Here is a 23,470-nt window from a genome sequence, read left to right as displayed (position 1 = left end):
AAAAAGTTAAGCGTTATTGCTTAACTTTTTCTATTTTTACTCACCTCATTAATGCGCACGTGGCGGAATTGGTAGACGCGCTGGCTTGAGGGGCCAGTATCCGTTTTAGGATGTGGAAGTTCGAATCTTCTCGTGCGCACTTTATAGTGTATCATTTCCTTGCTTAGTTTATTATTCAACACGTAATAAATTATATTTTTATTACTTTGAACTGTCGTGATTTTTACTATTTAATCATTAGTAAAACATCGGGTTTTAACAGAAACAAATTATGATTAATAAAACTTTTTTGCTAATTCTCAATTAATATTAGTATTTTTGTTTAACAAAATATAAATTTTAATGAACAATATTAAGGTTAATTTTAGTATTAAGGATTTAGAGAACCTAACAGGCATAAAGGCTCATACCATTCGTGTTTGGGAAAAAAGATATAATCTTTTAAGTCCAGATAGGTCTGATACCAATATTAGAAATTACAGTTTAACAAGTTTTCAGAAACTTTTAAATATTTCTTTTCTCAATAATAATGGTATTAAAATTTCTAAAATCGCAAATCTCAGTGAAGAAGAAATCCCGATAAAAGTCAGAGAAATTGCCTCTAGAGCCAAAGTTGAAGATCATGCCATCAACGCCTTGAAAATGGCTATGATTAATTTTGATCAAGTTTTGTTTTATAGTACGTACAACAACCTACTCGAAAACAAGACTTTCAGTGAAATTTTCTATTCTGTTTTTCTTCCGTTGCTTAATGAAATAGGACTATTATGGCAAACAGACACAATAACGCCTGCACACGAACACTTCCTATCTGTACATATAAAACAAAAAATTCTCTTAAATACAGAACGTATCCAATTATTAGAACCTAAACCAGATTCTAAGACCTTTGTACTTTTCTTACCCGAAAATGAAATTCACGATATCGGACTGTTATTTATAAACTATCAATTACGCAGTAAGGGTTATCATACTATTTTCTTAGGAGAAAGTGTTCCTATGGAAAGTTTAACCGATTTATTAGAGTTTTTTGATGAAGTAACCTTTGTATCATACTTTACAGTATATCCTGAAGCGAAAGATATACCAAAATACTTAAATGACTTCAATGAATTACTATTAAGGAAAGAGAATACAAAATTATATTTACTAGGAAAAAAGCTTTCTGAAGTTGAAACGATTAGCCTTCCTAAAAAAATGAGTACCTTCAATTCTATAGAAAATTTGGTAAAAGAGTTGTAAATATTTTGTTTTGTTTAACTTTTTACTATATTTGTTAAACATTATGAAATCAACAATCAACATTATAGGTTCCGGATTTTCTTCATTAGCAGCATCTTGTTATTTAGCAAAAGCTGGTTTCGAGGTTACAATCTTTGAAAAAAACAGTACTATCGGCGGAAGAGCAAGACAACTTATCAAAGATGGCTTTACCTTTGATATTGGTCCAACTTGGTATTGGATGCCCGATGTCTTTCAACGCTTTTTTTCCGATTTTAACAAAAAACCATCGGATTACTACACCTTAGAAAAATTAAACCCTGCTTACAGTGTTTATTTTCGAAAAGACGACTATATCACGATTGAAGATACTTTAGAAAAAATTAAACTTGCTTTTGATAAAGAAGAACCTGGCAGTTCAAAAAAGCTCCAAAAATTTATAGATACCGCAAAAAACAATTATGATATTGCTATAAAAGACTTGGTTTATAATCCTGGGGTTTCACCTTTAGAATTAATTACTCCGGCAACAATTAAAAAAATCAACCAATTCTTTAGTACTATAAAGAAGGATGTCAGAAAAGAATTTAAAAACGAAAGGTTAGTTAAAATTCTTGAATTTCCAGTCCTATTTTTAGGCGCCAAACCAAGTGATACCCCTTCATTTTATAGTTTTATGAATTATGCCGATTTTGGATTAGGCACTTTTCATCCTAAAAAAGGCATGTATCAAGTAATACTGGCTATGGAACATTTAGCTAAAGAACTTGGAGTTAATATAAAGGTAAATGCACCTGTTGAAAGCATACTTATAGAGAACAAAGAAGCAAAAGGATTAGTTTCAAACGGAACCAATTATTATTCAGATATTGTAGTAAGTGGTGCAGACTATCATCATACAGAAACACTTATTGATTCATCATTAAGGCAATATTCCGAGAGTTATTGGGAAAAGAAAACATTTGCTCCTTCTTCACTCCTCTTTTACGTAGGGTTCGATAAAAAATTAGAAAATGTAAATCATCACACCTTATTTTTCGATGTTGATTTTGATGTACATGCCAAAGCCATTTACGATAACCCAAAATGGCCTAAAGACCCATTATTTTATGCGAGTTTCCCGAGTATAACAGATGATAACGCTGCCCCCGAAGGCAAAGAAGCAGGAATATTTTTAATTCCATTAGCTCCTGGATTAGAAGATACTCCCGAATTAAGATCTGAATATTTTGATAAAATAATCAATCGGTTTGAACATTTAACTTCTCAAGACGTTAAGAAAAGTATTATATTTAAGGAGAGTTTTTGTATTAACGATTTTATAAACGACTATAACTCATATAAAGGAAATGCATATGGTATGGCTAACACGCTATTGCAAACCGCGTTTCTAAGACCAAAAATTAAAAGTAAAAAGGTTAATAATTTATTTTTTACCGGACAATTAACTGTACCTGGTCCTGGGGTTCCTCCATCATTAATTTCAGGAAAATTAGTAGCCGATTTAGTAACAAAACACCATAGTATTTTAGTATGAAGTCATTATTCGATACCGTTTCTTACAATTGTAGTAAGCTAGTAACAAAAACGTATAGCACGTCTTTTTCATTAGCTACAAAAATGTTATATAAATCAATTAGACACGATATTTATAACATATATGGCTTTGTGCGTTTTGCTGATGAAATCGTAGACTCTTTTCATGATTACAATAAAGAAGAGCTTTTTGATAGATTTTCTGAAGATCTGGAGTTAGCATTGAAAGATAAAATAAGTTTAAATCCCATATTGAACTCATTTCAATATACGTTTCATAAATACCAGATTGACAAGGCTTTAGTTGATGCTTTCATGCAAAGTATGAGGCTCGATTTACACAAAACCACCTATTTAACCGAAGATGAATACAAAGCATACATCTATGGGTCTGCAGACGTTGTTGGCTTAATGTGTTTAAAAGTATTTGTTAATGGGAATGACGAAAAATATAATGAACTCAAGGAATCTGCTATGGCATTAGGTTCAGCCTTTCAAAAAGTAAATTTCTTAAGAGATTTAAAAGCTGATTTTGAAGGTTTAGATAGAACCTATTTTCCGAACACCGATTTAAAAAATTTAAACGAATTATCGAAACAAGAAATTATAAATGATATCGAAAATGATTTTGAAGCAGGATTAAGCGGTATTAAAAAATTACCTATTGAAGCTAAATTTGGTGTTTTTATGGCTTACAGGTACTACAAACAATTATTAAAAAAACTTAAAAGAACACCCGCGTTAAAAATAAAAGATTCTAGAATTCGCGTCTCAAACCCGAAAAAAATCGAGCTTTTAATGCGCAGTTATGTAAAATATCAATTAAATTTATTGTAAAATTTCAAACATGCATACTTTCTATTGGATACTTATATTTTTAGGCACCTATGGCTTTATGGAGTTTATGGCGTGGTTTACCCATAAATATATTATGCATGGGTTTTTATGGAGTTTACATAAAGATCATCATCATAAAGACCATGATAGTTGGTTTGAACGAAATGATGCTTTCTTCATTTTTTATGCAGTGGTTAGTATCGGTTTCTTTTTACTTTGGAAATACACCAGTTTTTGGGCAGGCTTACCTATCGGACTTGGTATTTTTGCTTACGGATTATCATACTTCATTGTGCATGATATTTTTATCCATCAGCGTTTTAAACTGTTTAGAAATGCCAATAATTGGTATGCTAAAGGCGTAAGACGCGCACACAAAATTCATCATAAGCACTTAGGTAAAAAAGATGGTGAGTGTTTTGGGATGCTATTTGTACCTTTTAAATATTTTAAAAAGTAGTTTACACTTCAAACTAATGGCAAATAATACCCATTTCGATTATATCATTATTGGAAATGGTTTAGCTGGGTTACAGCTTGCTCTAAAATTGGCATCGGATACTTTTTTTGATAACAAAAACATCGCGTTAATTGATGCATCACCTAAAAATAGTAACGATAAAACGTGGAGTTTTTGGGAATCTGGTAAATCTCAGTGGGATACTATAACCCATAAAACTTGGAGTAAAGCATCGGTTATAACTAATAAAAAGCACATCAATTTAGAGTTAATTCCATATACGTACAAAACCGTTCGGGCAATTGATTTTTATAATTATGCGAAGCAAATGCTTTCAGTTAAAGAAAACTTTAATTTTATAATAAAGAAAGTTGAAACGGTGACAGAAGTTGATAACGTATCTGTAAAAACTAACACGAATACATATTCAGCTTCTCACGTTTTTGACAGTAGAATTCCTGATGCATTTTCCCTTCTTTCAAAAAAGCATATTTCGATTATCCAACATTTTAAAGGCTGGGTTATAGAAACTAAAAAAAACGTATTTAAGCCTGATTCCATTACCATGATGGACTATCGATTAAAGGACGGCAATCAAACTACATTTACCTATGTGCTACCCTTTTCTGAAAACACGGCTTTAGTAGAGTTCACCTATTTTACATCAGAATTGGTCAGTGAAACTACGTACGATTCTTTTTTAAAAAAATACATTAGTGATTACCTTAATATTGAAGACTATAAAATTATAGAAACTGAAATGGGTCAAATACCCATGACTAACTTTCCATTTGAAAACTATAGCACAAATAGTGTAACAAAAATAGGAACTGGTGGTGGTTGGGTTAAAGGGTCTACTGGGTATTCTCTTAAACACACTGAGAAAAAAGTCTCAAAAATTATAGAAAATTTAAAAGCCAATAAAAACCCTTCAGCGCGCTTATTTAAACGTCGATTTAAGTTTTATGATAAAGTATTCTTGAAAGTTTTAAAAGATGAAAACCATAGAGGAGAATGGATATTTCAACAGTTTTACGATAAAAATTCAATACAAACCATGTTCCGGTTTTTAGATGAAGAATCAACAGTAATTGAAGAAATTAAAATCATGTATTCTTTATTTTCTTGGAGTTTTATAAAGGCCTTTTTTAAAACGTTTTAAAGTTTTAATAAATCGTCAATAGTAGTTCGGACTTTGTCGCTATTCCAATTGGCTGCTCCAGTTTTATCAATAACAATATGTCCTTCTTTATCTAAAAGAAATGTTCTTGGAATACTTGTTACATCAAAGTTGCTAGGATATTGCGTCAATGGGTTAAACACTTCAAAAGTGTAGCCTTTCTTTTTAATAAACTCGTTAACTACTTGAAATTCTTCATTTGAAACAAAAACAAAGTCAATTTTACCACTATAATCTTTATATAGGGCTTCCATACTCGGCATTTCAGCAATACATGGCGGACACCAAGTAGCCCAAAAATTAACCAAAATAACTTTTCCTTTTAGGTCTTGAAAATTTAGAACGGCACCCTCACTGTTTTTAAGTAACCAATTGTAATCTTCAAGAGTTTCTTGTTTAGACGTATTGATTGTAGAAGGACTAAATACTGCTAAACTTTTATGCAACAAAACCTGTATTGGCTGTCTTGTTTGAGGAATTATTAATAAACCAATAATTATAAAAAAAATAATATTTTTTATTTTACCTTTTGTTAATTTCATGGTTTAAAAATCAAAAAACCTTCTAAATGAAGGCTTTTTATATTTAATATTATTCTTCTTCGTTTGAAGCTTCTTCTTCAACTATTTCTAAATCGTTGAGCATATCGTGCTGTTGCAACAAGTTATACCATTGTATTACTTTCTTAATATCGCTAGCATATACTCTATCTTCGTCATAATCTGGCAGAACATCAAAGAAATATTCCTCCAATTTATCTTTACTATCTTTTGGTTTCACAGAAGTTGGCGCTCCGTTTTCTTTCTTTTTTATATTCAGAAAAACTTGACGTAAAGGCACTTCTTCTGTTAAAGTATAAATTGCAATCTCACTTAATACACTTACATTGCTTTGTATACTTACAGAAATTCGTTTATTGTCTACTAATGATTCAGCAACAAAACCACCACGCGTTTGAGTTATTAACTTATATAACCCTGGTTTTCCCGAAATTGAAATTACTTTATCTAAACTCATAAATTATGTTTTAAAAAGGGGCAAATATCAAATGTTTATTAATGTATTGCAAGTATTATCGTTTCTTTTTTTCATCGGGAAAACGCATTCTGTAATCTACATTTATTTTTCCTTTAGAGATATTGGTTAACTTGCCTTTTATTAATCTCTTTTTTAGGCTAGATAATTTATCGGTAAATAAAACACCTTCTATATGATCGTACTCATGCTGAATTACTCGAGCTATTAATCCGTTATAAGTTTCTTTATGCGGATTAAAGTTCTCGTCTAAATATTCAATTGTAACAATTGGTTTTCTAAATACATCTTCCCTTACATCCGGGATACTTAAACAGCCTTCGTTAAATGCCCACTCATCACCCGCTTCTTCAACAATTTTAGCATTTATAAAAACACGCTTGAACCCTTTTAACAACTCTTTTTCTTCATTTGTAAAATCTTCATCTTCTGAAAAAGGTGCTGTATCCACTAAAAACATTCTAATTGGCAAACCTATTTGGGGTGCAGCAAGACCTACTCCAGCCGCATTATACATAGTCTCAAACATACTTTGTAAAAGTGTATCGAAATTAGGATAATCTTTCGTTATCTCTTTTGCCTTCCTCTTTAATACAGGGTCTCCGTATGCTACTATTGGTAAAATCATGCTGTGTTTAATTAAATCTTTGCAAAAATACAATACTTATATATTTTGTATTGTATTTAACAAAAATTTATTCTTTTAAGAAATAAATTATTTTGAGTATAAATAACTTTGTAAAATAAGAGTAGCGCTTATTTCGTCTATAAGAGCTTTATTTTTTCTTTGATTCTTTTTTAGTCCACTATCAATCATGGTTTGAAATGCCATTTTAGAAGTAAATCGTTCGTCTACACGCTTAATAGGGATTTTAGGAAAAGCCTTCTCCAATTTAGTAATAAAAGGTAAAATGTGAGTTTCACTTTCAGAAGGCGTATTGTCCATTTGCTTTGGTTCACCAACTAAAAACAATTCAACGGTTTCATTTGTGGTGTATTCTTTTAAAAATTGAAGCAACGTTTTGGTTTCAACTGTTGTTAAACCAGATGCTATAATTTGCATTTCGTCCGTTACAGCTAAACCAGTTCGTTTGGTTCCAAAATCAATTGCTAAAATTCTTGCCATTTATTTTTTTTGCAAAAATATGATAATAAAATAAGAAAGGCTATCCAAACGGACAGCCTTTACTCAATAGTTAACCTTAATTATTAATACTTGAACATTATTTTTAAGCTCTTGCAGCTTTATTTATTTCTTTAAAAACTAAATTGATATTACTTACTTTTCTTTTACGGTTTAAGTAAATTCTAATATCACTAGTACTTCGTGCAATCGTTTCATTAAATTCTGAAACATCAATTAATAATGAATCATCATTTACAGTATTAGTCTCTACCATCATAGTAGCTATTTCAGCATCTACAGAAAAAGAAACAGTCTTATTAGTTTCTATTGCATCTACTTCAGAAGCACTTTGTGCATTTCCGAAAGAGAAAGAAAGTAATAAAATTAATAATATGTAAATATTTGTTTTCATCTGTTTATCATTGTTTGATGATTCAAATATATATCGAGTTGTTATGTTTTGAATAAAAAATTAGTTGTAGGAGCCAGTATTTTCGATAACTAGAGCAGCGGTAAATTTTTACCGATAAATGGTTTAAATACAATTTTTAACGCTCAAATACAAGCTGTCCTGCTTTTAGTCGAGTAATCGATTAGTCTAAAAGATAAAAAGCACTATTTATCCATAAAAAGCACATACAGAATTGAATAATTTTCATTGAAATGAGCTTATTATTATTTCTTATTCAATGACTTTTTGAAGGATAGCCATTATATTTGCCAAAAATTATAAATCAATGACTGAACTACAACAAATCATAGAGAACGCTTGGAATAACAGAGCGCTTTTAAAAGAAGAGGAAACAACCACAGCTATTAGAAACGTAATCGATTTACTAGACAAAGGTGAATTACGTGTTGCAGAACCAACAAAAGACGGTTGGCAGGTTAACGAATGGGTTAAAAAAGCAGTTGTTTTATATTTCCCAATTCAAAAGATGGAAACTCTAGAAGCTGGTATTTTTGAATATCATGATAAAATTCCGTTGAAAAGAAATTATGCTGAACGCGGCATTAGAGTAGTTCCTAACGCTGTAGCACGACATGGTGCTTATATTTCTCCAGGAACTATATTAATGCCTAGTTATGTAAATATTGGTGCTTATGTTGATGAAGGTACCATGGTTGATACTTGGGCTACGGTTGGAAGCTGTGCTCAAATTGGTAAAAATGTTCATTTATCTGGTGGTGTTGGTATTGGTGGTGTTTTAGAGCCATTACAAGCTGCTCCTGTAATTATTGAAGATAATGCCTTTATTGGTAGCCGTTGTATTGTTGTTGAAGGCGTACGTGTTGAAACCGAAGCTGTTTTAGGTGCTGGAGTTACTTTAACTATGAGTACTAAAATTATTGATGTTACTGGCGACAAACCAGTTGAATATAAAGGTCGTGTACCAGCGCGTTCTGTAGTTATTCCTGGAAGTTATGCAAAAGAGTTTCCTTCAGGAACTTACAACGTACCATGTGCTTTAATTATTGGTAAACGTAAAGAAAGCACCAATAAGAAAACAAGTTTAAACGATGCTTTACGTGAACATAATGTAGCGGTTTAATTTAAGCAACGAATTAAAATAAAAATAAGATCAGCTTTATGTAAGTTGGTCTTATTTTTTTTCAAACAATTTCTACTTTAAATTTAATATTAAACTACCTTGTAGTTTTATTTTATATTTGTCAAAATTATTCGCATAATGCTTAAAAACATACGTAAGTTCAGCATGAGGATGTTGAGAAAATTAAAGTTTTTACCTCCAAAAACTTATGCTCACTTTCTTTATGAACATTACACCGGAAAAAAATTAAATCTCGAAAATCCACAAGAATTTAATGCCAAAATACAATGGCTTAAAGTTTTTTATCACCCTGACATCTTAACACAATTGGTAGATAAATATGCAGTAAGAGCATATGTTGAAGCAAAAATTGGTGCACAATATTTAAACGATATTTATGGCGTTTATGACCATCCAAAAGAAATAAATTACGACGATTTACCTGTTAAATTTATAGTAAAAGCGACCCATGCCAGTAGTTATAATTTAATTGTTCGAGATAATGAAAATCTAAATAAAGAGAAAACCAGCAAACTTTTTAAAAAATGGCTAAATAAAAGTCAGTACTATCGAACAGGTCAAGAATGGGCATATAAAAACGTAAAACCTCGATTAATTATTGAAAAGCTTTTAAAAGATGAAGGCGGAATATCTTTAATTGATTACAAATTTTATTGCTTTAAAGGGAAAGCTAAGTTTTTAGAGGTACATTTAGATAGAGAACAAAATCATAAACGTGGATTTTATGATTTCGAATTTAACCCTCTGCCATTTAGATATGTATCTCTTAAAAAAAGTATTTCATCGGAAGTTGAAAAACCAAGCAATTTAGAAGAAATGATAAAATTATCTGAAATCTTAGCTGGTAATTTCCCATTTGTTCGAGTTGATTTTTACTCTATTGAAGGCAAAAGCGTTTTTGGCGAAATGACATTCTATCCCTCAGACGGAAGAAAAGATTTTATTCCAGATGAATACAATAAAATTATTGGTGAATATATTGAACTTCCTAAACTTAAAAAAGGGCAGAAAGTTATTACTGAAATTTAATAAATAAAATGTTACAAGATACCATCCGCTCGTTAAGTTATGACTACAACTAAAACAGAAGAACTTATTATTGATGCCGTAATTTTATGGGTAGATGGTGATGACGAAAAACATCAGGCCAAAATATTGCCTTTTTTAAAAGACTCAAATAAAATTACTTCTAAAAAATTCAGAACCCGATTTGATCAAGTCAATGAGATTAAATTTACAATTGATTCTATTCTGAAATTTGCTTCATATGTTAGAAATATTTACGTTGTAACTGATGAACAAACTCCAAGTTTTCTGAAAAATGAGCATAAGGATGCTAAATACAAAAACGTAAAAATTATTGATCATACGGAGATTTTTGATGGTTATGAAAAATATTTACCCACCTTTAATTGTAGGCCCATTGAAACGTGTTTATATAGAATTCCTGAATTAGCTGAACATTTTATTTATTTTAACGACGACTTCTTCCTAATTAATGAAACAAAACCATCAGATTTTTTTCAAAATGGTCTCCCTGTATTAAGAGGTAAATGGTTGAAGTTTGATAAAGATATCTTTTATAAAAAGTTCAAAAAAGCAAAAAAAGGTCATAAAGCAATACAACAAAATGCTGCGAAACTCGCTGGATTCAATAAATACTATAATTTCAAACATACACCGCATCCATTACGAAAAACGACGTTTAAAACATACTTCGAAGGTCATGAGGCTGTTTTAATTGAAAATATTAAACATAAATTTAGAAGCGACCTACAATTTACACCTCAAGGATTAGCAAATCATCTTGAAATAAAAAATAAATCCTGCGTTTTTAAAGATGATTTACAATTGTTATACTTTAGGTCTTACAAGAAACCATTAATTTGGTATAAGTTTAAATTAAATGTAAAAGCAAAAAACAAGTTATTTTTAAGCATGCAAAGCTTAGATTTGTGTCCGCCAAAAATTTTAGATTATATTTTGAAATGGCTAGAAAACCGTATGGTTTAGTGATAATTTCAAACCAATTGTAATCTCAAAAGTTAGAATGAATTATAGATTTTTAATTTACATATCATATAGTTATGCGCTGCCCATAGGTAATCCTTTGGAAACAGAGATTATAAACAGAGGTTTTACCGTAAAATGGTTTGCAGATTTAGATGACGGAAAAAAATCAATAAGTCATAAAACAAATACATTAGATACAATTAACGACGTAATAGCATATAAACCCGATATTGTTTTAACTGCAACCAACGAAGTTCCAGATTTCATTACAGGTTTAAAAGTTCAAATATTTCATGGTTTTTTAACTTATAAAAGACCTGAAAAGAAAACAGGAGAAGCACATTTTAGAATTCGGGGTTTTTTCGATTTGTATTGTACACAAGGGCCTTCAACTACAATAGGGTTTCTAGAACAAAAAAAGAAGCACCCTTATATTGAAGTTATGGAAACTGGTTGGCCTAAAGTAGACCCTTTATTTCCGTTAGAAAATAAAGAAAACACTAAAACGATTATGATAGCTTCAACGTTTACTGAACGTTTAAGTTTAGCCTATAATGATGCTGTTTTTAATGAAATAAAACGACTTTCAAATAGCGGTTTGTTCAATTTTATAATGGTTTTACATCCAAAATTACCAGAACATATTGTTGAAAAATGGCAATCATTAAACGGAAAACATTTCAAATTTCATAACACAACCCAATTAATTCCGTTGTTCAAAACATCAGATATTTTGTTTGCCGATACCACTTCAGCAATTCAAGAATATTTATTACAAAAAAAGCCTGTAGTAACTTTTAACCACACCTACAAACACGATTACTTATTGCATGTTAATAATGCGAGTGCTTTAGAAGACACTTTTAACTTTGCCTTAAGCTATCCTAAAGATTTAATAGAAAAAATTAACGACTTTGTTCAAGAATTACATCCCTACTCCGATGGAAAATCGAGCGGCAGACTTATTGATGCTACTATTTCATTTTTACATAAAGATAAACGCCATTTAAAATCTAAACCGTTAAATTTGATTCGAAAATTTAAAATCAGAAAAAAGCTTAATTACTTTACATTAAAAAGCTATAACAAGCAGTTTACCATTTCAAAAGATTAAAAATGCAAAAGCTTACAGCCATCATCCCAACTGGGAATGAAATACATAATATTGAAGCCGTTGTTGCTTCAGTAAATTTTGCAGATGAAATAATAGTAGTAGATAGTTTAAGTACAGATGGCACCTATGAAAAAGCAAAAGAATTAGGCGTAAAAGTGATTAGAAGGGCATATGAATATTCTGCATCTCAAAAAAATTGGGCTATTCCACAAGCGAAACACGAATGGATTTTATTGGTTGATGCCGATGAGCGAGTTACACCTGAATTGAAATCCGAAATTCTTCAAACTTTAAAAAATCCTCCAGAACCTATTGTAGCCTACTGGATAGGTAGAAACAATCATTTTATGGGTGAACGCGTCAAGTATAGTGGTTGGAGAAACGATGCTGTTATCCGATTGTTTAAAAGAGATTTCTGTAAATATCAAGATAAGCATGTACATGCCGAAATTATTGCAGATGGTGACGTAGGGCGATTAAAAGAAAAACTGTATCATAACACCTATATTACTTTCGATAAATATCTTGAAAAAATGAATCGTTATGCGTGGTGGCAAGCGAAAGATTATGATAAAAAAACGGGAAAGCTAACACCTTATCATTTTATTATAAAACCATTTTGGGGCTTCTTTAAACACTATATTTTACAAAGTGGTTTTCGTGATGGTGTTGTAGGTTTAACCATTGGTTATATACAAGGATATGTTGTATTTATGCGCTATGTAAAACTTTGGTTACTTCGAAAAAACAGACAATGATCTATTTTTTCCAAAATTTCAATTTCTTTTTTAGGCGTTTCTTTTTATGAAATTTATATTGAAACGTTTCTGTAGAATTCCACATTAAATCAAAAATCTTATTAAAATCTTCACCTGATGCTTTCGCATACTCATCACTCATTAATTCAACCATAGATTTATGAGTTGTAAGTCTAGAGAAGTTTTTAATTCTACTTTCAAAATCTAAAGATTCAAACTTCATCCGGTTTAAATCCACTAAGTAAAAATCGTAAGTATTACCATTTTTTTTAATTAAAGTATTTCCAGGAGAATGATCTAGAAAATGGATTCCTTTTTCATGCAGACTATAGGTAAATCTCGTAAATGCTCTTAAAATAGCATTGAAATCAGGGTAATTTAAATCTTTAGTAAGTTCTCTATAAGTTAAATCGCATTGTAATTGCTCACTAACATAAAAGCTCTCTTTAAAAAACAGAGGGTTCTTATTTTCAAAATATGCTATTGGTTTCGGGGTTCCTACTTTTAATTCACTCAACTTTTTCGCATATTCAAAAGAACGTTGTGCTTTACTTTTTCTAAAAAAATTATAAGCTATTTTGTTAAATATATTAGGAATTTTAAAGGCTTTAATATTATAATCAACCCCTTCTATTTTCACTATTTTGATGATGTTTCGTTTTCCAACACCACCTTCAATCTCACTGAAGTTATCAACTATCTTAGAAATCTCCGTTTTAAAAGAGTCACTTAAATCTTCACTAAAAACCTTAATTTTCTTCATATATAAAACAAACTAGCAAATGCTAGTTTTATTTTCTGTTGTAAATTTGCAATGCTGCAAATATAGCTTCAAAATATGAATAAAGAAATTAATAGCGCACTTGAAGTTTTAAAAGCAGGGGGACTTATACTCTACCCTACAGATACGGTTTGGGCTATTGGTTGCGACGCCTCGAACGCAGAAGCGATAGATAGAGTTTTTGCATTAAAAAAACGTGATAAAAGCAAACCATTAACCTGTTTGGTTTCAGACGACAGAATGCTAAAAAAATATGTAAAGCACGTGCCTGCTTCTGCTTTAAACATCATAGAAATAACCGATAAACCAACAACTATAATTTACGACGAAGCTCAACATTTGCCTTTAAATTTAAATGCTAAGGACGGAACAATCGCCATTAGAATTCCAGACGACGATTTTTGCTATTGGCTTACCAGAAAACTTAATGGTGCACTTGTCTCTACCTCTGCAAATATTAGTGACCAACCAACTCCAAAATCATTTAAAGAAATAAGTCCAGAGGTTTTAAAAGGTGTGGACTATGTTGTAAATTTGCAACACGATAAAATCTGTTCAAAACCATCATCAATAATCAAATTGGGTAACAATGGTATTGTTAAGATTATAAGAGCTTAAAACCTCAACATCATCAATGAATTACAAAGAAGCGTTACAACATCCTATTTTCAATATCATATCAAAATCTGCTAAAGAACTGCAATTGGATGCTTTTGTTATTGGAGGTTTTGTTCGCGATTTTCTTTTAAAGCGCGGTGATGCGAAGGATATTGATGTTGTTGCGATTGGCAATGGTATTAAATTGGCAAAACAAGTTGCTCAAAACCTTCCTAATAAACCAAAAGTACAAGTTTTTAAAACCTATGGAACCGCTATGTTGCGTTTTGAAGATATAGAAATTGAATTTGTTGGCGCACGCAAAGAATCTTATTCTGAAAACAGTAGAAATCCATCTGTTGAACACGGCACACTTGAAGACGATCAAAACCGACGCGATTTCACAATTAATGCCTTAGCTTTAAATCTAAATCCAGCTCATTTTGGCGATTTATTGGACCCTTTTAATGGTATTAAGGATCTAGAAAATAAAACGATAAGAACACCCTTAAACCCAGATATTACTTATAGTGACGACCCATTGCGAATGATGCGAGCTATACGTTTTGCAGCCCAATTAAACTTTAAAATTGAAGATGCTTCTTTAAAATCCATCTCAAAAAATTGTGAGCGCATCAAAATAATTACCGAAGAACGTATCGTGACGGAGCTCAATAAAATTCTTGAAAGCCAACAACCTTCCATTGGCTTTTTGCTATTAGAAAAAACAGGGTTACTTAAATATATTTTGCCCGAATTAATTGCCTTAAAGGGTATTGATGAAGTTGAAGGACAAAGGCATAAAGATAACTTTTATCACACCTTAGAAGTGGTTGATAATATTGCCCAAAATACAGATAATCTTTGGTTACGATGGGCTGCACTGCTTCATGATATTGGTAAAGCTCCTACCAAAAAATTTAGCAAAAAAGTTGGTTGGACATTTCATGGGCACGAATTTGAAGGTTCAAAAATGGTATATCGCTTATTTAAAAGACTTAAAATGCCATTGAATGACAAAATGAAATTTGTTCAAAAAATGGTATTAATGAGTTCTCGCCCAATTGTTTTAGCACAAGATATTGTAACCGATTCGGCCGTGAGAAGATTGGTTTTTGATGCGAGCGATTATGTAGATGATTTAATGACTTTATGTGAAGCCGACATTACTACCAAGAACCCAAAAAAATTCACGAAATATCATAATAACTTTAAAATTGTTCGTGAAAAAATTATTGAAGTTGAAGAGCGCGATCATGTTAGAAATTTTCAACCTCCTATTTCTGGTGAGGAAATCATGTCGGTTTTTAATTTAAAACCTTCACGAGAAATTGGCATTATTAAGGAGGCCATAAAAGAAGCCATCCTGGAAGGTGAAATTCCAAACGAATATGAAGCAGCATACAAACTCATGCTGGAGAAAGGTAAAAAATTAGGGCTAAATTCTGCCGTAGATTCATGATTACTGTAAAAAGAACAAATTCTGAAAATAAAGATTTTATAGGTTTGGTATCCTTATTAAACACCTATTTAAAAATAATTGATGGCGATGAACATGCGTTTTACAGTCAGTATAATAATATTGATGTTTTAAATCATGTAGTTGTTGTCTATAAAAATGAAACGCCACTTGCATGTGGTGCGTTTAAAGCCTTAAGCGAAGATACAGTTGAAGTAAAACGCATGTTTACTCAAGAAGATTCTAGAGGCATGGGTTTAGCCTCTAAGGTAATACAAGAATTGGAAGTTTGGGCAAGAGAACTTGATTTTAACACCTGTGTTTTGGAAACAGGAAAACGTCAAAAGGAAGCCGTTTCATTTTATAAAAAAATGAATTATAGTATAATACCAAACTACGGACAGTACATTGGTATTGAAAACAGTTTATGTTTTAAAAAGGAATTAAAATAAACTATTTTCTCCTCGAGCGCAGTCGAGAGGTTATAACATTTAATAGGTCTCGACTGCGCTCGACCAGACAGATATGAAAAAGGACAACAAAAAAATAATTTATTGGTTATTAACGGGTTGCATTTTAATTTTTATAATGGTTGTTGTTGGTGGCATTACCAGATTAACACATTCTGGATTGTCTATTTCTAACTATAAACTAATATCAGGAACCATTCCTCCTATGAATGCAGTTGAATGGCAGGAAGCTTTCGATTTATACAAGCAGTACCCAGAATATCAAAAATTAAACAACCAATTTACACTTGAAGATTTTAAAGATATCTACTTTTGGGAATGGCTCCACCGTGTTATTGGAAGGTTTATAGGTCTCGTATTTTTAATTCCATTTTTATATTTTTTAATAACGAAACAACTTTCAAAATCCACTTTAAAAAAAGCAATAGTTTTACTCTGCCTTGGATCCTTCCAGGGCTTTCTAGGTTGGTATATGGTAAAAAGCGGATTGGTTGATAATCCTGATGTTAGTCATTACAGATTAGCAGCGCATTTAACTACCGCATTTATAACCTTTGCTTATACTTTTTGGGTAGCATTAGATTTAATGTTTCCTGATAAGAAAGCAATCAATAATGCGTTTAGAAACTTAATTCGCTGGGGGTTATTTATAGTAATTGTGCAAATTATTTACGGTGCTTTTGTAGCAGGTTTAGATGCCGGTTTTATGCACAACCATTGGCCAATGATGAGCGAAGGAAAATTTATGCATGAAACCGTTTATACCGAACAAACTCCTACCTATAAAAACTTTATTGAAGGCAAAAGCGGAGTGCAATTTGTACACAGAATACTAGCTTTTGTAGTGGTTGGATTTATATTAGCAATTTATTTTATATCTAAAAAATTAGCCCTTACAAACTATCAATCAAAAGGATTAAATTTATTAGTTATTATTTTAGGGTTTCAATTTTTATTAGGGGTTTTTACCATATTATTACAAGTCCCTGTTTGGTTAGGTGTTGCTCATCAAGTTGGTGCATTTTTTCTTTTAAGTGCTATGACATTTACTTTGCATCGCTTTTCCAAATAAGATAAATGAGTTAACTTTGCACTTCAATATTTATACGTAATGATCTATAGATTTAGAGTTATTTTAGATAATGACACAGAAGAAGATATCTTCCGCGATTTAGAAATTCGTGAAACCGATACGCTTGAAGATTTGCACAACATCATAACGCAATCGTTTGGTTTCGACGGAACTGAAATGGCTTCATTTTATTTAAGTAACGATCAATGGGATCAAGGTGAAGAAATTTCATTATTCGATTTAAGTGATGATGGTTCTGCGCGTTTAATGAATGAAACTAGTTTAGATAGTGTTGTTCACGAAGCACAAACTAAACTTATTTATGTTTACGATTTTTTAAGCATGTGGACCTTCTTTGTTGAATTAGCCGAAATAGTTGAAGAAACTGAAGGGCACGATTATCCGAACTTGATGTTTGTTAAAGGACAAGTTCCAGATGAAGCTCATGAAAAATCGTTTGAAACTTATAGTGACGAAGATGAATTTAATGAGTTTGAAGATGAAATTGACGTTGATGATTACGATAATTTAGATTTTGATGAGAACTGGAATTAACCTATTAGCGTTTTAAATTTTCTAAAGTAACATTCTCATAATTACGGGTTAAAAAGTCAAGCGAATATTTAAGTATTTCTCCCATATTCTTACTTTTCTTAAAATTTACATCGTTGGTGTAACTAAAAATAGTCATCTTTAATTGGTCCACGTGTTCTTTTGGCGAAATGTCATCTGCCTCCATACATTTTATTAATCGGGCTACCCTATTTTGAAAACTCTTTAAACGCTTTACTAATATAGAACGCTCTTCAGTTTTGTATTGATCTATTGACAACTTCTGAATACTATTTGAAACTAATTCTACCATTTGAAAATTTTCCTTGAAAAACTGAGGTCTATAAATATTAAATTTTCCTTCATAAGACTGTTGATCAAAATCTATGGCTCTTATCTTGTAAACTACTTTATCAAAATCATGAGTAGGAACAATTACATAGTTATACGAACGCATATCTCCTAGCATTCTAATCATGCAACGTTCATTAAATTTTACAAACTCTTTGGCTATTTGAGACTTTTCAGATTTATTACAATCTGGCAACATATTTTTTATAAACTCATCACCTGGGATTCCTGCAATATGTTCTTCAATCAAAGTGTTTTCGTATACTAGAAAATTCAAATTGTAAGGCGAAAGCATGTGCTCCAACTCCAACCCGTAAACACGAGAAGCATCGGCAGTTTTTACATAGAAATAAGTAGAATTATCATTTAAAATATTTCTAATCTTTACTCTAAAAGGTTTAGAGTTTCCGAAAGTGCAATAATCTATGGCATCAACACTTAAAAATGGCAATATATTCTCATTACCATCTGAGTGGAAAATGGTATAAACTTTTTTTAAGGCAGACTCAATTTCTTCACGCTCAAACTCATTGTAATACACACGAATCCAAAGGGTGTCATTATCATCTTTATCATACACCACAATAGACCCTTGAAATCTTAATAAATCATCATAAAAAATAGGAATTTTTACGTTTCTATTATATAAGGTAAGATATTCATCCAACTTTTGTGTTATAGGAAATGAAGGCTTTCTTTTAGATATTTTTAAATCTTGCATAGAGGTATAAACTTATTCAAATTTAAGGTTTTTATCATAAACTTGTAACAATAATTAAAGACTCTCGTCTTACTTAAACAACTAACCATTGCTAACATCTTCAGCTAGCAGAAAAACATTATAGTTTGGAATCTATTCTTACAATAAACAACCTTACGAAAAAATTCGGGTATTTAACGGCTGTTAAAGATTTATCATTCACCATTAACAAAGGAAATGTTTATGGAATTTTGGGTCCGAATGGTAGCGGAAAATCTACAACCTTAGGCATAGTACTTAACGTTGTGAACAAAACCGAAGGGAGTTTTCATTGGTTTGATGGCAACACCTCAACACATGATGCTTTAAAGAAGGTAGGCGCTATTATTGAGCGCCCAAACTTTTACCCGTACATGACAGCCACACAAAATTTAAAATTGGTTTGTAAAATTAAGGGCGTAGATTTTAGTAAAATAGACGAAAAGCTAGAAATAGTTGGTTTATTAGAACGTAAAGATAGTAAGTTTAAAACCTATTCTTTAGGTATGAAACAGCGATTAGCCATTGCTTCTGCCCTATTAAACGACCCAGAAATTTTAATACTAGACGAACCTACAAACGGGTTGGACCCTCAAGGAATTCATCAAATTCGAGAAATAATAAAGCAAATTGCTGCAAAAGGGACTACCATTCTACTTGCATCTCATTTACTTGATGAAGTTGAGAAGGTATGTTCTCATGTTGTTGTACTTCGAAAAGGTGTTAAATTATATTCGGGCAGAGTTGATGAAATGATTTCCAGCCACGGTTTTTTCGAGCTTAAATGCAATAAAGAAACCGAACTTATTAAGTTGCTTGAAAACCACAAGTCTTTTGGTAAAGTGAAGATTCAAGACCATTTAATTACTGGATTTCTTAACGAACCCATGCTTTCTGATGATTTTAATAAATACCTTTTTGAACAAGGTATTGTATTAACGCATTTAGTGCAGCGTAAAGAAAGCTTAGAAGAGCAATTTTTGCAATTAACAGACCATAACCAAAACTAATTTTTATGCTACGACTATTAAATTTAGAATTGCAAAAATTATTGCTGAATAGAACGAGTAAAATACTCATTTTTATATCTTTTATTTTGCCTTTTTTTGTGATTTTACTATCATCATTAAAAATTAATGTATTTGGTTTTTTTACGTTAGAATTAGGAGAATTGGGAGTGTTTAATTTTCCGATTATTTGGCATTTAACAACTTTTTTTGCCTCTCAGTTTAAATTCTTTTTCGCTATAGTTGTAGTGAGTATGATAGGCAACGAATACAGTAATAAAACTATAAAACAAAACCTTATTGATGGCTTAAGTAAAAAGGAATTTATACTTTCTAAGTTCTATACCATTGTATTTTTTTCGTTGGTTTCAACAGTTTTAATTACGTTAATTTCATTTTGTATTGGTATGTATTATTCCAGTTATACCGAAGTTTCCATAGTGGTTAGAGAAACTGAATTTTTATTAGCTTACTTTGTTAAATTGATTGGTTTTTTTAGTTTGTGTTTATTCTTTGGAATGTTAGTAAAGAGATCTGCTTTCGCTTTAGCCTTTCTATTTATTGTATATATTTTAGAATGGATACTGTTTGGTTTAATAACATGGCAATTTAATGCTTCAATTGCAGAAAAAATACAAAATTTCTTTCCATTAAAGTCTATGTATAAACTTATAGACCAACCTTTTCAGAGAGTAGCCATGACGAAATTCCCAGACAAAGGGGAATTGGCCTATGATTATGGCGCTCACAGCTACGAAATAATTATTGTACTATGTTGGACTGCCTTATTTATCTTTTTGTCGTATAGATTATTAAAAAAGCGAGATTTATAATATCTTTGGTAGCTTTCGCTATTGAAAAATGAAAAAAACTGCTTTATCTGTAATTTTTAGTCTTTTTGGACTACTAATCTATGCTCAAAATGAAGCCTCAAATTGGTATTTTGGAGAGAATGCGGGTATATCTTTCGATCTAGCTTCGAATACCATTATTCAAAAAACCGACGGACAATTAAATACTCGTGAAGGCTGTTCATCAATATCCGATGAAGATGGTAACTTGCTTTTTTATACTGATGGCGTTACCATTTGGAACAGTAACCATTTACAAATGGTTAATGGGTTTGGTTTACATGGTGATTCATCCAGTACACAATCCGCCATTATAGTTCCAAAACCTGCAGACCCAGCAATTTATTATGTGTTTACAGTTGATAATAGTCTCGACGGCGTCAATAACGGTTTAAATTATTCAGTAGTCAATATGACACTTAATGGAGGTTTAGGTCAAGTGACAGCTAAAAACACCCAATTACTTTCATTTTGTTCAGAGAAAATAACCGCGGTTTTAAAAGATTGCGTAACTGAATCCATTTGGGTGGTAACTTATGCATCAGAAGATGGTACAGGCACTACTTTTGATACGTTTCATGCCTTTGAAATAAGTAATACAGGTATTAACACCACTTCTGTAAAATCTCCTGGAATGAATCCAACTAACGAGTTACGTGGCTATCTAAAACTATCTCCTGATGGAACGAAAGCTGTTGCTGCTAATATAAAAAGTGGATTATTTTTATACGATTTTGATTCAGCTTTAGGTACACTGTCCAACGAAACCGCCCTATTTATTTCCTCAAATAATGGAGGAGCTTTTCCTTATGGAGTAGAATTCTCACCAAATAGCAAACTTTTGTACGTGCATTCATACAATGATTTTTTTGATTTTCAAAATCCTAATAGCAATGACAATCCAAGTAATCATAAATCTACCTTAACACAATTTAACCTATCAACTGCCGATGTGCAAAACTCTCAGGTTAACTTAGATTCAAGACAACTTTTTCGAGGAGCATTACAATTAGGTCCAGATGGAAAGATTTATAGAGCCTTAAGTTCAACTTACGATGTTGGATTACCTTTTTTAGGTGTTATAGAAAACCCAAATACTGCGGGTTTAGGTTGTTCTTATGTACATAATGCTATAAACCTTTCTCCATTTAATTCAACTCAAGGGTTACCGCCATTTATAGCTTCTTTTTTTAATACTGAAATTGATATCATAAAAAACGGAAAAAGCTCGATTAATTTAAATATTTGTGATGGTGGCTCGTACACTTTAGCCGCTGATGATATTCCTGGAGCTACTTATATTTGGACGGTTGATGGTAATCCTTTAACTGAAACAGATTTTGATTTGGAAATTTTTCAAGAAGGACATTATCAAGTTTATATTGAGCCCAACAATGGTGACTGTGCTTTAGAAGGGCAAGCATTTGTAAATTTTGTTCCCAATCCAGAAGCAAATAATCATGTTTTACTACAATGTGATGAAGACGGAATTGCAGATAACTTAACTACTTTTAATCTAACTGAAGCACATAACGACTTAGTCGGGAATATTTTTAATCGATCGACAAAATTTTATCAAGATTTTTCACGAACTATAGAGCTTAATGCTGATGCATATAACAATATATCTAATCCTCAAACGGTATATGTTGAGGTTATAAACGATTTAACAGGATGTTCAAGTTTTTCAGAATTGGTGCTAGCGGTTAGCTCTACAAGTGCTAGTGATGCTTCCCTAGAGCATTGTGATGATGATGGTATTGAGGATGGATTTTATAGCTTCACCCTTAGCGATGCCGAAAATGATATCATTAACGGATTGCCTGCAGGGTTAAACCTCTCGTATTTTGAAACTTATAACGATGCCTTGTTAGAAATAAATCATTTACCAATTGCTTATACCAATATTGTCCCTTACAATCAAGTTATCTATGCACGCGTTGAAAATGCCAACAATTGCTACGGTATAAGTGAAGTTTTATTAACGGTACACGAATTACCGAATATAGAAACTGAAGGGTCTGATATTTATTGTATCAATTTTTTTCCAAGCACTATCAATATTGATGCAGGACTTATAAATGATGCTTCAAGTAATTACAATTACAATTGGTCTAACGGAGATACAAATTATGTTACTCAAATAAATGAGGTTGGCACCTACACCGTTACGGTAACTCATAAGATAACAGGCTGTACCAAAAATAGAACGGTAACAGTAGAGCCATCTAACATTGCAACTTTTCAAGATCCAGCTTTTGAGGTTACCGATGCCTCACAAAATAATACTATAACTGTTTTTGTTAGCGGCGAGGGCACGTATCAATACAGCTTAATTGATGAAAATAACATCACCACGCATCCATATCAAGACAGTAACTATTTTGAGAACGTTTTTCCTGGGATTTATGATGTTCTCGTTAAAGATGTAAAAAATGATTGTGGTATTGTAAATCAAAATGTATCAGTCATTGGGTTTCCAAAGTTTTTCACTCCAAATAACGATGGGGTGAATGACACATGGAAAATATATGGTGTTTCAAGCATGTTTCAACCTAATACTAAAATTCAAATTTTTAACAGATATGGTAAATTGGTTAAAGAACTTGACCCTTTAGGGCAAGGTTGGAATGGATTATATCAAGGTGAAATATTACCTAGTGATGATTATTGGTTTGCTGTTCGTTTACAGGATGGTAGAATATTTAAGGATCATTTCACTCTCAAACATTAACAT

25 protein-coding genes and 1 tRNA gene are annotated in these 23,470 nt (G+C 31.6%); 19 read left to right on the top strand and 7 right to left on the bottom strand.

What is annotated here, in order from left to right; translation table 11 throughout:
- Nucleotides 1-53: 53 nt before the first annotated feature.
- The 6 genes from O5O44_RS06670 (at nt 54) to O5O44_RS06645 (ending at nt 5,216) form a co-directional block, all read left to right on the top strand.
- Nucleotides 54-139, top strand: a tRNA-Leu gene (locus tag O5O44_RS06670).
- A 203-nt stretch (nt 140-342) separates the two neighbouring features.
- Complete coding sequence (locus O5O44_RS06665; RefSeq protein WP_289196254.1) at nt 343-1,242, top strand: MerR family transcriptional regulator; 900 nt, start codon at nt 343-345, stop codon at nt 1,240-1,242.
- A 43-nt stretch (nt 1,243-1,285) separates the two neighbouring features.
- Nucleotides 1,286-2,758: a bifunctional phytoene desaturase/3,4-desaturase gene (crtID, locus tag O5O44_RS06660; RefSeq protein WP_289196253.1), complete on the top strand. Its 1,473-nt coding sequence runs from the start codon at nt 1,286-1,288 to the stop codon at nt 2,756-2,758.
- Entirely contained in the window at nt 2,755-3,594 is an 840-nt protein-coding gene (locus O5O44_RS06655; RefSeq protein WP_026010091.1) for a phytoene/squalene synthase family protein, read from the top strand. The genes crtID and O5O44_RS06655 overlap by 4 nt, the downstream gene beginning before the upstream one ends.
- Before the next feature lie 10 nt (nt 3,595-3,604).
- Nucleotides 3,605-4,054 carry a sterol desaturase family protein gene (locus O5O44_RS06650; protein WP_019388162.1) on the top strand — a complete coding sequence of 150 codons (450 nt, stop codon included), beginning with the start codon at nt 3,605-3,607 and terminating at the stop codon, nt 4,052-4,054.
- 16 nt (nt 4,055-4,070) lie between these two features.
- Complete coding sequence (locus O5O44_RS06645) at nt 4,071-5,216, top strand: lycopene cyclase family protein (protein ID WP_289196252.1); 1,146 nt, start codon at nt 4,071-4,073, stop codon at nt 5,214-5,216.
- Here the strand turns inward: O5O44_RS06645 and O5O44_RS06640 are convergent.
- The 5 genes from O5O44_RS06640 to O5O44_RS06620 form a co-directional block, all read right to left on the bottom strand.
- The gene (locus tag O5O44_RS06640; RefSeq protein ID WP_289196251.1) at nt 5,213-5,776 is read right to left on the bottom strand and encodes a TlpA family protein disulfide reductase; all 564 of its coding nucleotides are present in this window, start codon (nt 5,774-5,776) and stop codon (nt 5,213-5,215) included. The two genes, O5O44_RS06645 and O5O44_RS06640, sit on opposite strands and share 4 nt — an antisense overlap.
- 49 nt (nt 5,777-5,825) lie before the next feature.
- Complete coding sequence (locus O5O44_RS06635) at nt 5,826-6,251, bottom strand: DUF5606 family protein (RefSeq protein WP_289196250.1); 426 nt, start codon at nt 6,249-6,251, stop codon at nt 5,826-5,828.
- A gap of 55 nt (nt 6,252-6,306) precedes the next feature.
- A complete protein-coding gene (gene def, locus O5O44_RS06630) occupies nt 6,307-6,897 on the bottom strand; it encodes a peptide deformylase (protein ID WP_289196249.1) in 591 nt (196 codons plus the stop codon).
- 87 nt (nt 6,898-6,984) lie between these two features.
- Nucleotides 6,985-7,395: a Holliday junction resolvase RuvX gene (gene ruvX, locus O5O44_RS06625; RefSeq protein ID WP_289196248.1), complete on the bottom strand. Its 411-nt coding sequence runs from the start codon at nt 7,393-7,395 to the stop codon at nt 6,985-6,987.
- Nucleotides 7,396-7,498: 103 nt separating this feature from the next.
- On the bottom strand, nt 7,499-7,807 hold the full coding sequence (locus tag O5O44_RS06620) for a hypothetical protein (protein ID WP_289196247.1): 309 nt from the start codon (nt 7,805-7,807) through the stop codon (nt 7,499-7,501).
- 325 nt (nt 7,808-8,132) lie between these two features.
- Here O5O44_RS06620 and O5O44_RS06615 point away from each other — a divergent pair, with 325 nt between their 5' ends.
- From O5O44_RS06615 to O5O44_RS06595, 5 genes are all read left to right on the top strand, one after another.
- Entirely contained in the window at nt 8,133-8,948 is an 816-nt protein-coding gene (locus O5O44_RS06615) for a 2,3,4,5-tetrahydropyridine-2,6-dicarboxylate N-succinyltransferase (protein ID WP_289196246.1), read from the top strand.
- 138 nt (nt 8,949-9,086) lie between these two features.
- Nucleotides 9,087-9,998 (top strand): ATP-grasp fold amidoligase family protein, encoded by a 912-nt coding sequence (locus O5O44_RS06610; protein WP_289196245.1) that lies wholly within the window; start codon nt 9,087-9,089, stop codon nt 9,996-9,998.
- 39 nt (nt 9,999-10,037) lie between these two features.
- Nucleotides 10,038-10,982 carry a Stealth CR1 domain-containing protein gene (locus tag O5O44_RS06605; protein ID WP_289196244.1) on the top strand — a complete coding sequence of 315 codons (945 nt, stop codon included), beginning with the start codon at nt 10,038-10,040 and terminating at the stop codon, nt 10,980-10,982.
- Between the two features lie 37 nt (nt 10,983-11,019).
- Nucleotides 11,020-12,096, top strand: coding sequence for a CDP-glycerol glycerophosphotransferase family protein (locus O5O44_RS06600; RefSeq protein ID WP_289196243.1), 1,077 nt, complete (start codon nt 11,020-11,022; stop codon nt 12,094-12,096).
- A gap of 2 nt (nt 12,097-12,098) precedes the next feature.
- The gene (locus O5O44_RS06595) at nt 12,099-12,854 is read left to right on the top strand and encodes a glycosyltransferase family 2 protein (RefSeq protein WP_289196242.1); all 756 of its coding nucleotides are present in this window, start codon (nt 12,099-12,101) and stop codon (nt 12,852-12,854) included.
- 1 nt (nt 12,855) lies between these two features.
- Here the strand turns inward: O5O44_RS06595 and O5O44_RS06590 are convergent, their stop codons facing one another.
- Nucleotides 12,856-13,617 carry a lipopolysaccharide kinase InaA family protein gene (locus O5O44_RS06590; RefSeq protein WP_289196241.1) on the bottom strand — a complete coding sequence of 254 codons (762 nt, stop codon included), beginning with the start codon at nt 13,615-13,617 and terminating at the stop codon, nt 12,856-12,858.
- A gap of 75 nt (nt 13,618-13,692) precedes the next feature.
- Here O5O44_RS06590 and O5O44_RS06585 point away from each other — a divergent pair, with 75 nt between their 5' ends.
- The 5 genes from O5O44_RS06585 (at nt 13,693) to O5O44_RS06565 (ending at nt 17,788) form a co-directional block, all read left to right on the top strand.
- A complete protein-coding gene (locus O5O44_RS06585; RefSeq protein WP_289196240.1) occupies nt 13,693-14,253 on the top strand; it encodes an L-threonylcarbamoyladenylate synthase in 561 nt (186 codons plus the stop codon).
- A gap of 16 nt (nt 14,254-14,269) precedes the next feature.
- Nucleotides 14,270-15,694 (top strand): CCA tRNA nucleotidyltransferase, encoded by a 1,425-nt coding sequence (locus O5O44_RS06580; protein ID WP_289196239.1) that lies wholly within the window; start codon nt 14,270-14,272, stop codon nt 15,692-15,694.
- Nucleotides 15,691-16,143 (top strand): GNAT family N-acetyltransferase, encoded by a 453-nt coding sequence (locus O5O44_RS06575; protein ID WP_289196238.1) that lies wholly within the window; start codon nt 15,691-15,693, stop codon nt 16,141-16,143. Before O5O44_RS06580 ends, O5O44_RS06575 begins: the two co-directional genes overlap by 4 nt.
- Nucleotides 16,144-16,216: 73 nt before the next feature.
- Complete coding sequence (locus O5O44_RS06570; protein ID WP_289196237.1) at nt 16,217-17,233, top strand: COX15/CtaA family protein; 1,017 nt, start codon at nt 16,217-16,219, stop codon at nt 17,231-17,233.
- Between the two features lie 39 nt (nt 17,234-17,272).
- Nucleotides 17,273-17,788 carry an IS1096 element passenger TnpR family protein gene (locus O5O44_RS06565; RefSeq protein WP_289196236.1) on the top strand — a complete coding sequence of 172 codons (516 nt, stop codon included), beginning with the start codon at nt 17,273-17,275 and terminating at the stop codon, nt 17,786-17,788.
- Nucleotides 17,789-17,792: 4 nt separating this feature from the next.
- On the opposite strand, the gene O5O44_RS06560 is transcribed toward O5O44_RS06565, so the two are convergent.
- Complete coding sequence (locus tag O5O44_RS06560) at nt 17,793-18,857, bottom strand: hypothetical protein (RefSeq protein WP_019388144.1); 1,065 nt, start codon at nt 18,855-18,857, stop codon at nt 17,793-17,795.
- Between the two features lie 125 nt (nt 18,858-18,982).
- Between O5O44_RS06560 and O5O44_RS06555 the strand changes: the two genes are divergently transcribed.
- The 3 genes from O5O44_RS06555 to O5O44_RS06545 are packed head-to-tail and all read left to right on the top strand — an operon-like array spanning nt 18,983 to nt 23,467.
- Nucleotides 18,983-19,885: an ABC transporter ATP-binding protein gene (locus tag O5O44_RS06555; protein ID WP_289196235.1), complete on the top strand. Its 903-nt coding sequence runs from the start codon at nt 18,983-18,985 to the stop codon at nt 19,883-19,885.
- A 5-nt stretch (nt 19,886-19,890) separates the two neighbouring features.
- A complete protein-coding gene (locus tag O5O44_RS06550) occupies nt 19,891-20,715 on the top strand; it encodes an ABC transporter permease (RefSeq protein ID WP_289196234.1) in 825 nt (274 codons plus the stop codon).
- A 28-nt stretch (nt 20,716-20,743) separates the two neighbouring features.
- Nucleotides 20,744-23,467 carry a T9SS type B sorting domain-containing protein gene (locus O5O44_RS06545; protein WP_289196233.1) on the top strand — a complete coding sequence of 908 codons (2,724 nt, stop codon included), beginning with the start codon at nt 20,744-20,746 and terminating at the stop codon, nt 23,465-23,467.
- Nucleotides 23,468-23,470: the final 3 nt, after the last annotated feature.

The organism is Algibacter luteus (assembly GCF_030344935.1).
In the GTDB taxonomy this organism is placed as follows: Bacteria; Bacteroidota; Bacteroidia; order Flavobacteriales; family Flavobacteriaceae; genus Arenitalea; species Arenitalea lutea.
This window is presented reverse-complemented; position numbering and strand designations above follow the sequence as displayed.

Bases quoted from the DNA above. Each gene is read 5' to 3' on its own strand.
- O5O44_RS06580 (WP_289196239.1), top strand. From the start codon at position 14,270: ATGAATTACAAAGAAGCGTTACAACATCCTATTTTCAATATCATATCA.
- O5O44_RS06615 (WP_289196246.1), top strand. From the start codon at position 8,133: ATGACTGAACTACAACAAATCATAGAGAACGCTTGGAATAACAGAGCG.
- O5O44_RS06545 (WP_289196233.1), top strand. From the start codon at position 20,744: ATGAAAAAAACTGCTTTATCTGTAATTTTTAGTCTTTTTGGACTACTA.
- O5O44_RS06605 (WP_289196244.1), top strand. From the start codon at position 10,038: ATGACTACAACTAAAACAGAAGAACTTATTATTGATGCCGTAATTTTA.
- O5O44_RS06640 (WP_289196251.1), bottom strand. From the start codon at position 5,776: ATGAAATTAACAAAAGGTAAAATAAAAAATATTATTTTTTTTATAATT.
- O5O44_RS06620 (WP_289196247.1), bottom strand. From the start codon at position 7,807: ATGAAAACAAATATTTACATATTATTAATTTTATTACTTTCTTTCTCT.
- ruvX (WP_289196248.1), bottom strand. From the start codon at position 7,395: ATGGCAAGAATTTTAGCAATTGATTTTGGAACCAAACGAACTGGTTTA.
- O5O44_RS06585 (WP_289196240.1), top strand. From the start codon at position 13,693: ATGAATAAAGAAATTAATAGCGCACTTGAAGTTTTAAAAGCAGGGGGA.
- O5O44_RS06590 (WP_289196241.1), bottom strand. From the start codon at position 13,617: ATGAAGAAAATTAAGGTTTTTAGTGAAGATTTAAGTGACTCTTTTAAA.
- O5O44_RS06550 (WP_289196234.1), top strand. From the start codon at position 19,891: ATGCTACGACTATTAAATTTAGAATTGCAAAAATTATTGCTGAATAGA.
- O5O44_RS06655 (WP_026010091.1), top strand. From the start codon at position 2,755: ATGAAGTCATTATTCGATACCGTTTCTTACAATTGTAGTAAGCTAGTA.
- O5O44_RS06635 (WP_289196250.1), bottom strand. From the start codon at position 6,251: ATGAGTTTAGATAAAGTAATTTCAATTTCGGGAAAACCAGGGTTATAT.
- O5O44_RS06645 (WP_289196252.1), top strand. From the start codon at position 4,071: ATGGCAAATAATACCCATTTCGATTATATCATTATTGGAAATGGTTTA.
- O5O44_RS06560 (WP_019388144.1), bottom strand. From the start codon at position 18,857: ATGCAAGATTTAAAAATATCTAAAAGAAAGCCTTCATTTCCTATAACA.
- O5O44_RS06610 (WP_289196245.1), top strand. From the start codon at position 9,087: ATGCTTAAAAACATACGTAAGTTCAGCATGAGGATGTTGAGAAAATTA.
- O5O44_RS06665 (WP_289196254.1), top strand. From the start codon at position 343: ATGAACAATATTAAGGTTAATTTTAGTATTAAGGATTTAGAGAACCTA.
- O5O44_RS06600 (WP_289196243.1), top strand. From the start codon at position 11,020: ATGAATTATAGATTTTTAATTTACATATCATATAGTTATGCGCTGCCC.
- O5O44_RS06650 (WP_019388162.1), top strand. From the start codon at position 3,605: ATGCATACTTTCTATTGGATACTTATATTTTTAGGCACCTATGGCTTT.
- O5O44_RS06565 (WP_289196236.1), top strand. From the start codon at position 17,273: ATGATCTATAGATTTAGAGTTATTTTAGATAATGACACAGAAGAAGAT.
- O5O44_RS06595 (WP_289196242.1), top strand. From the start codon at position 12,099: ATGCAAAAGCTTACAGCCATCATCCCAACTGGGAATGAAATACATAAT.
- O5O44_RS06570 (WP_289196237.1), top strand. From the start codon at position 16,217: ATGAAAAAGGACAACAAAAAAATAATTTATTGGTTATTAACGGGTTGC.
- O5O44_RS06575 (WP_289196238.1), top strand. From the start codon at position 15,691: ATGATTACTGTAAAAAGAACAAATTCTGAAAATAAAGATTTTATAGGT.
- crtID (WP_289196253.1), top strand. From the start codon at position 1,286: ATGAAATCAACAATCAACATTATAGGTTCCGGATTTTCTTCATTAGCA.
- def (WP_289196249.1), bottom strand. From the start codon at position 6,897: ATGATTTTACCAATAGTAGCATACGGAGACCCTGTATTAAAGAGGAAG.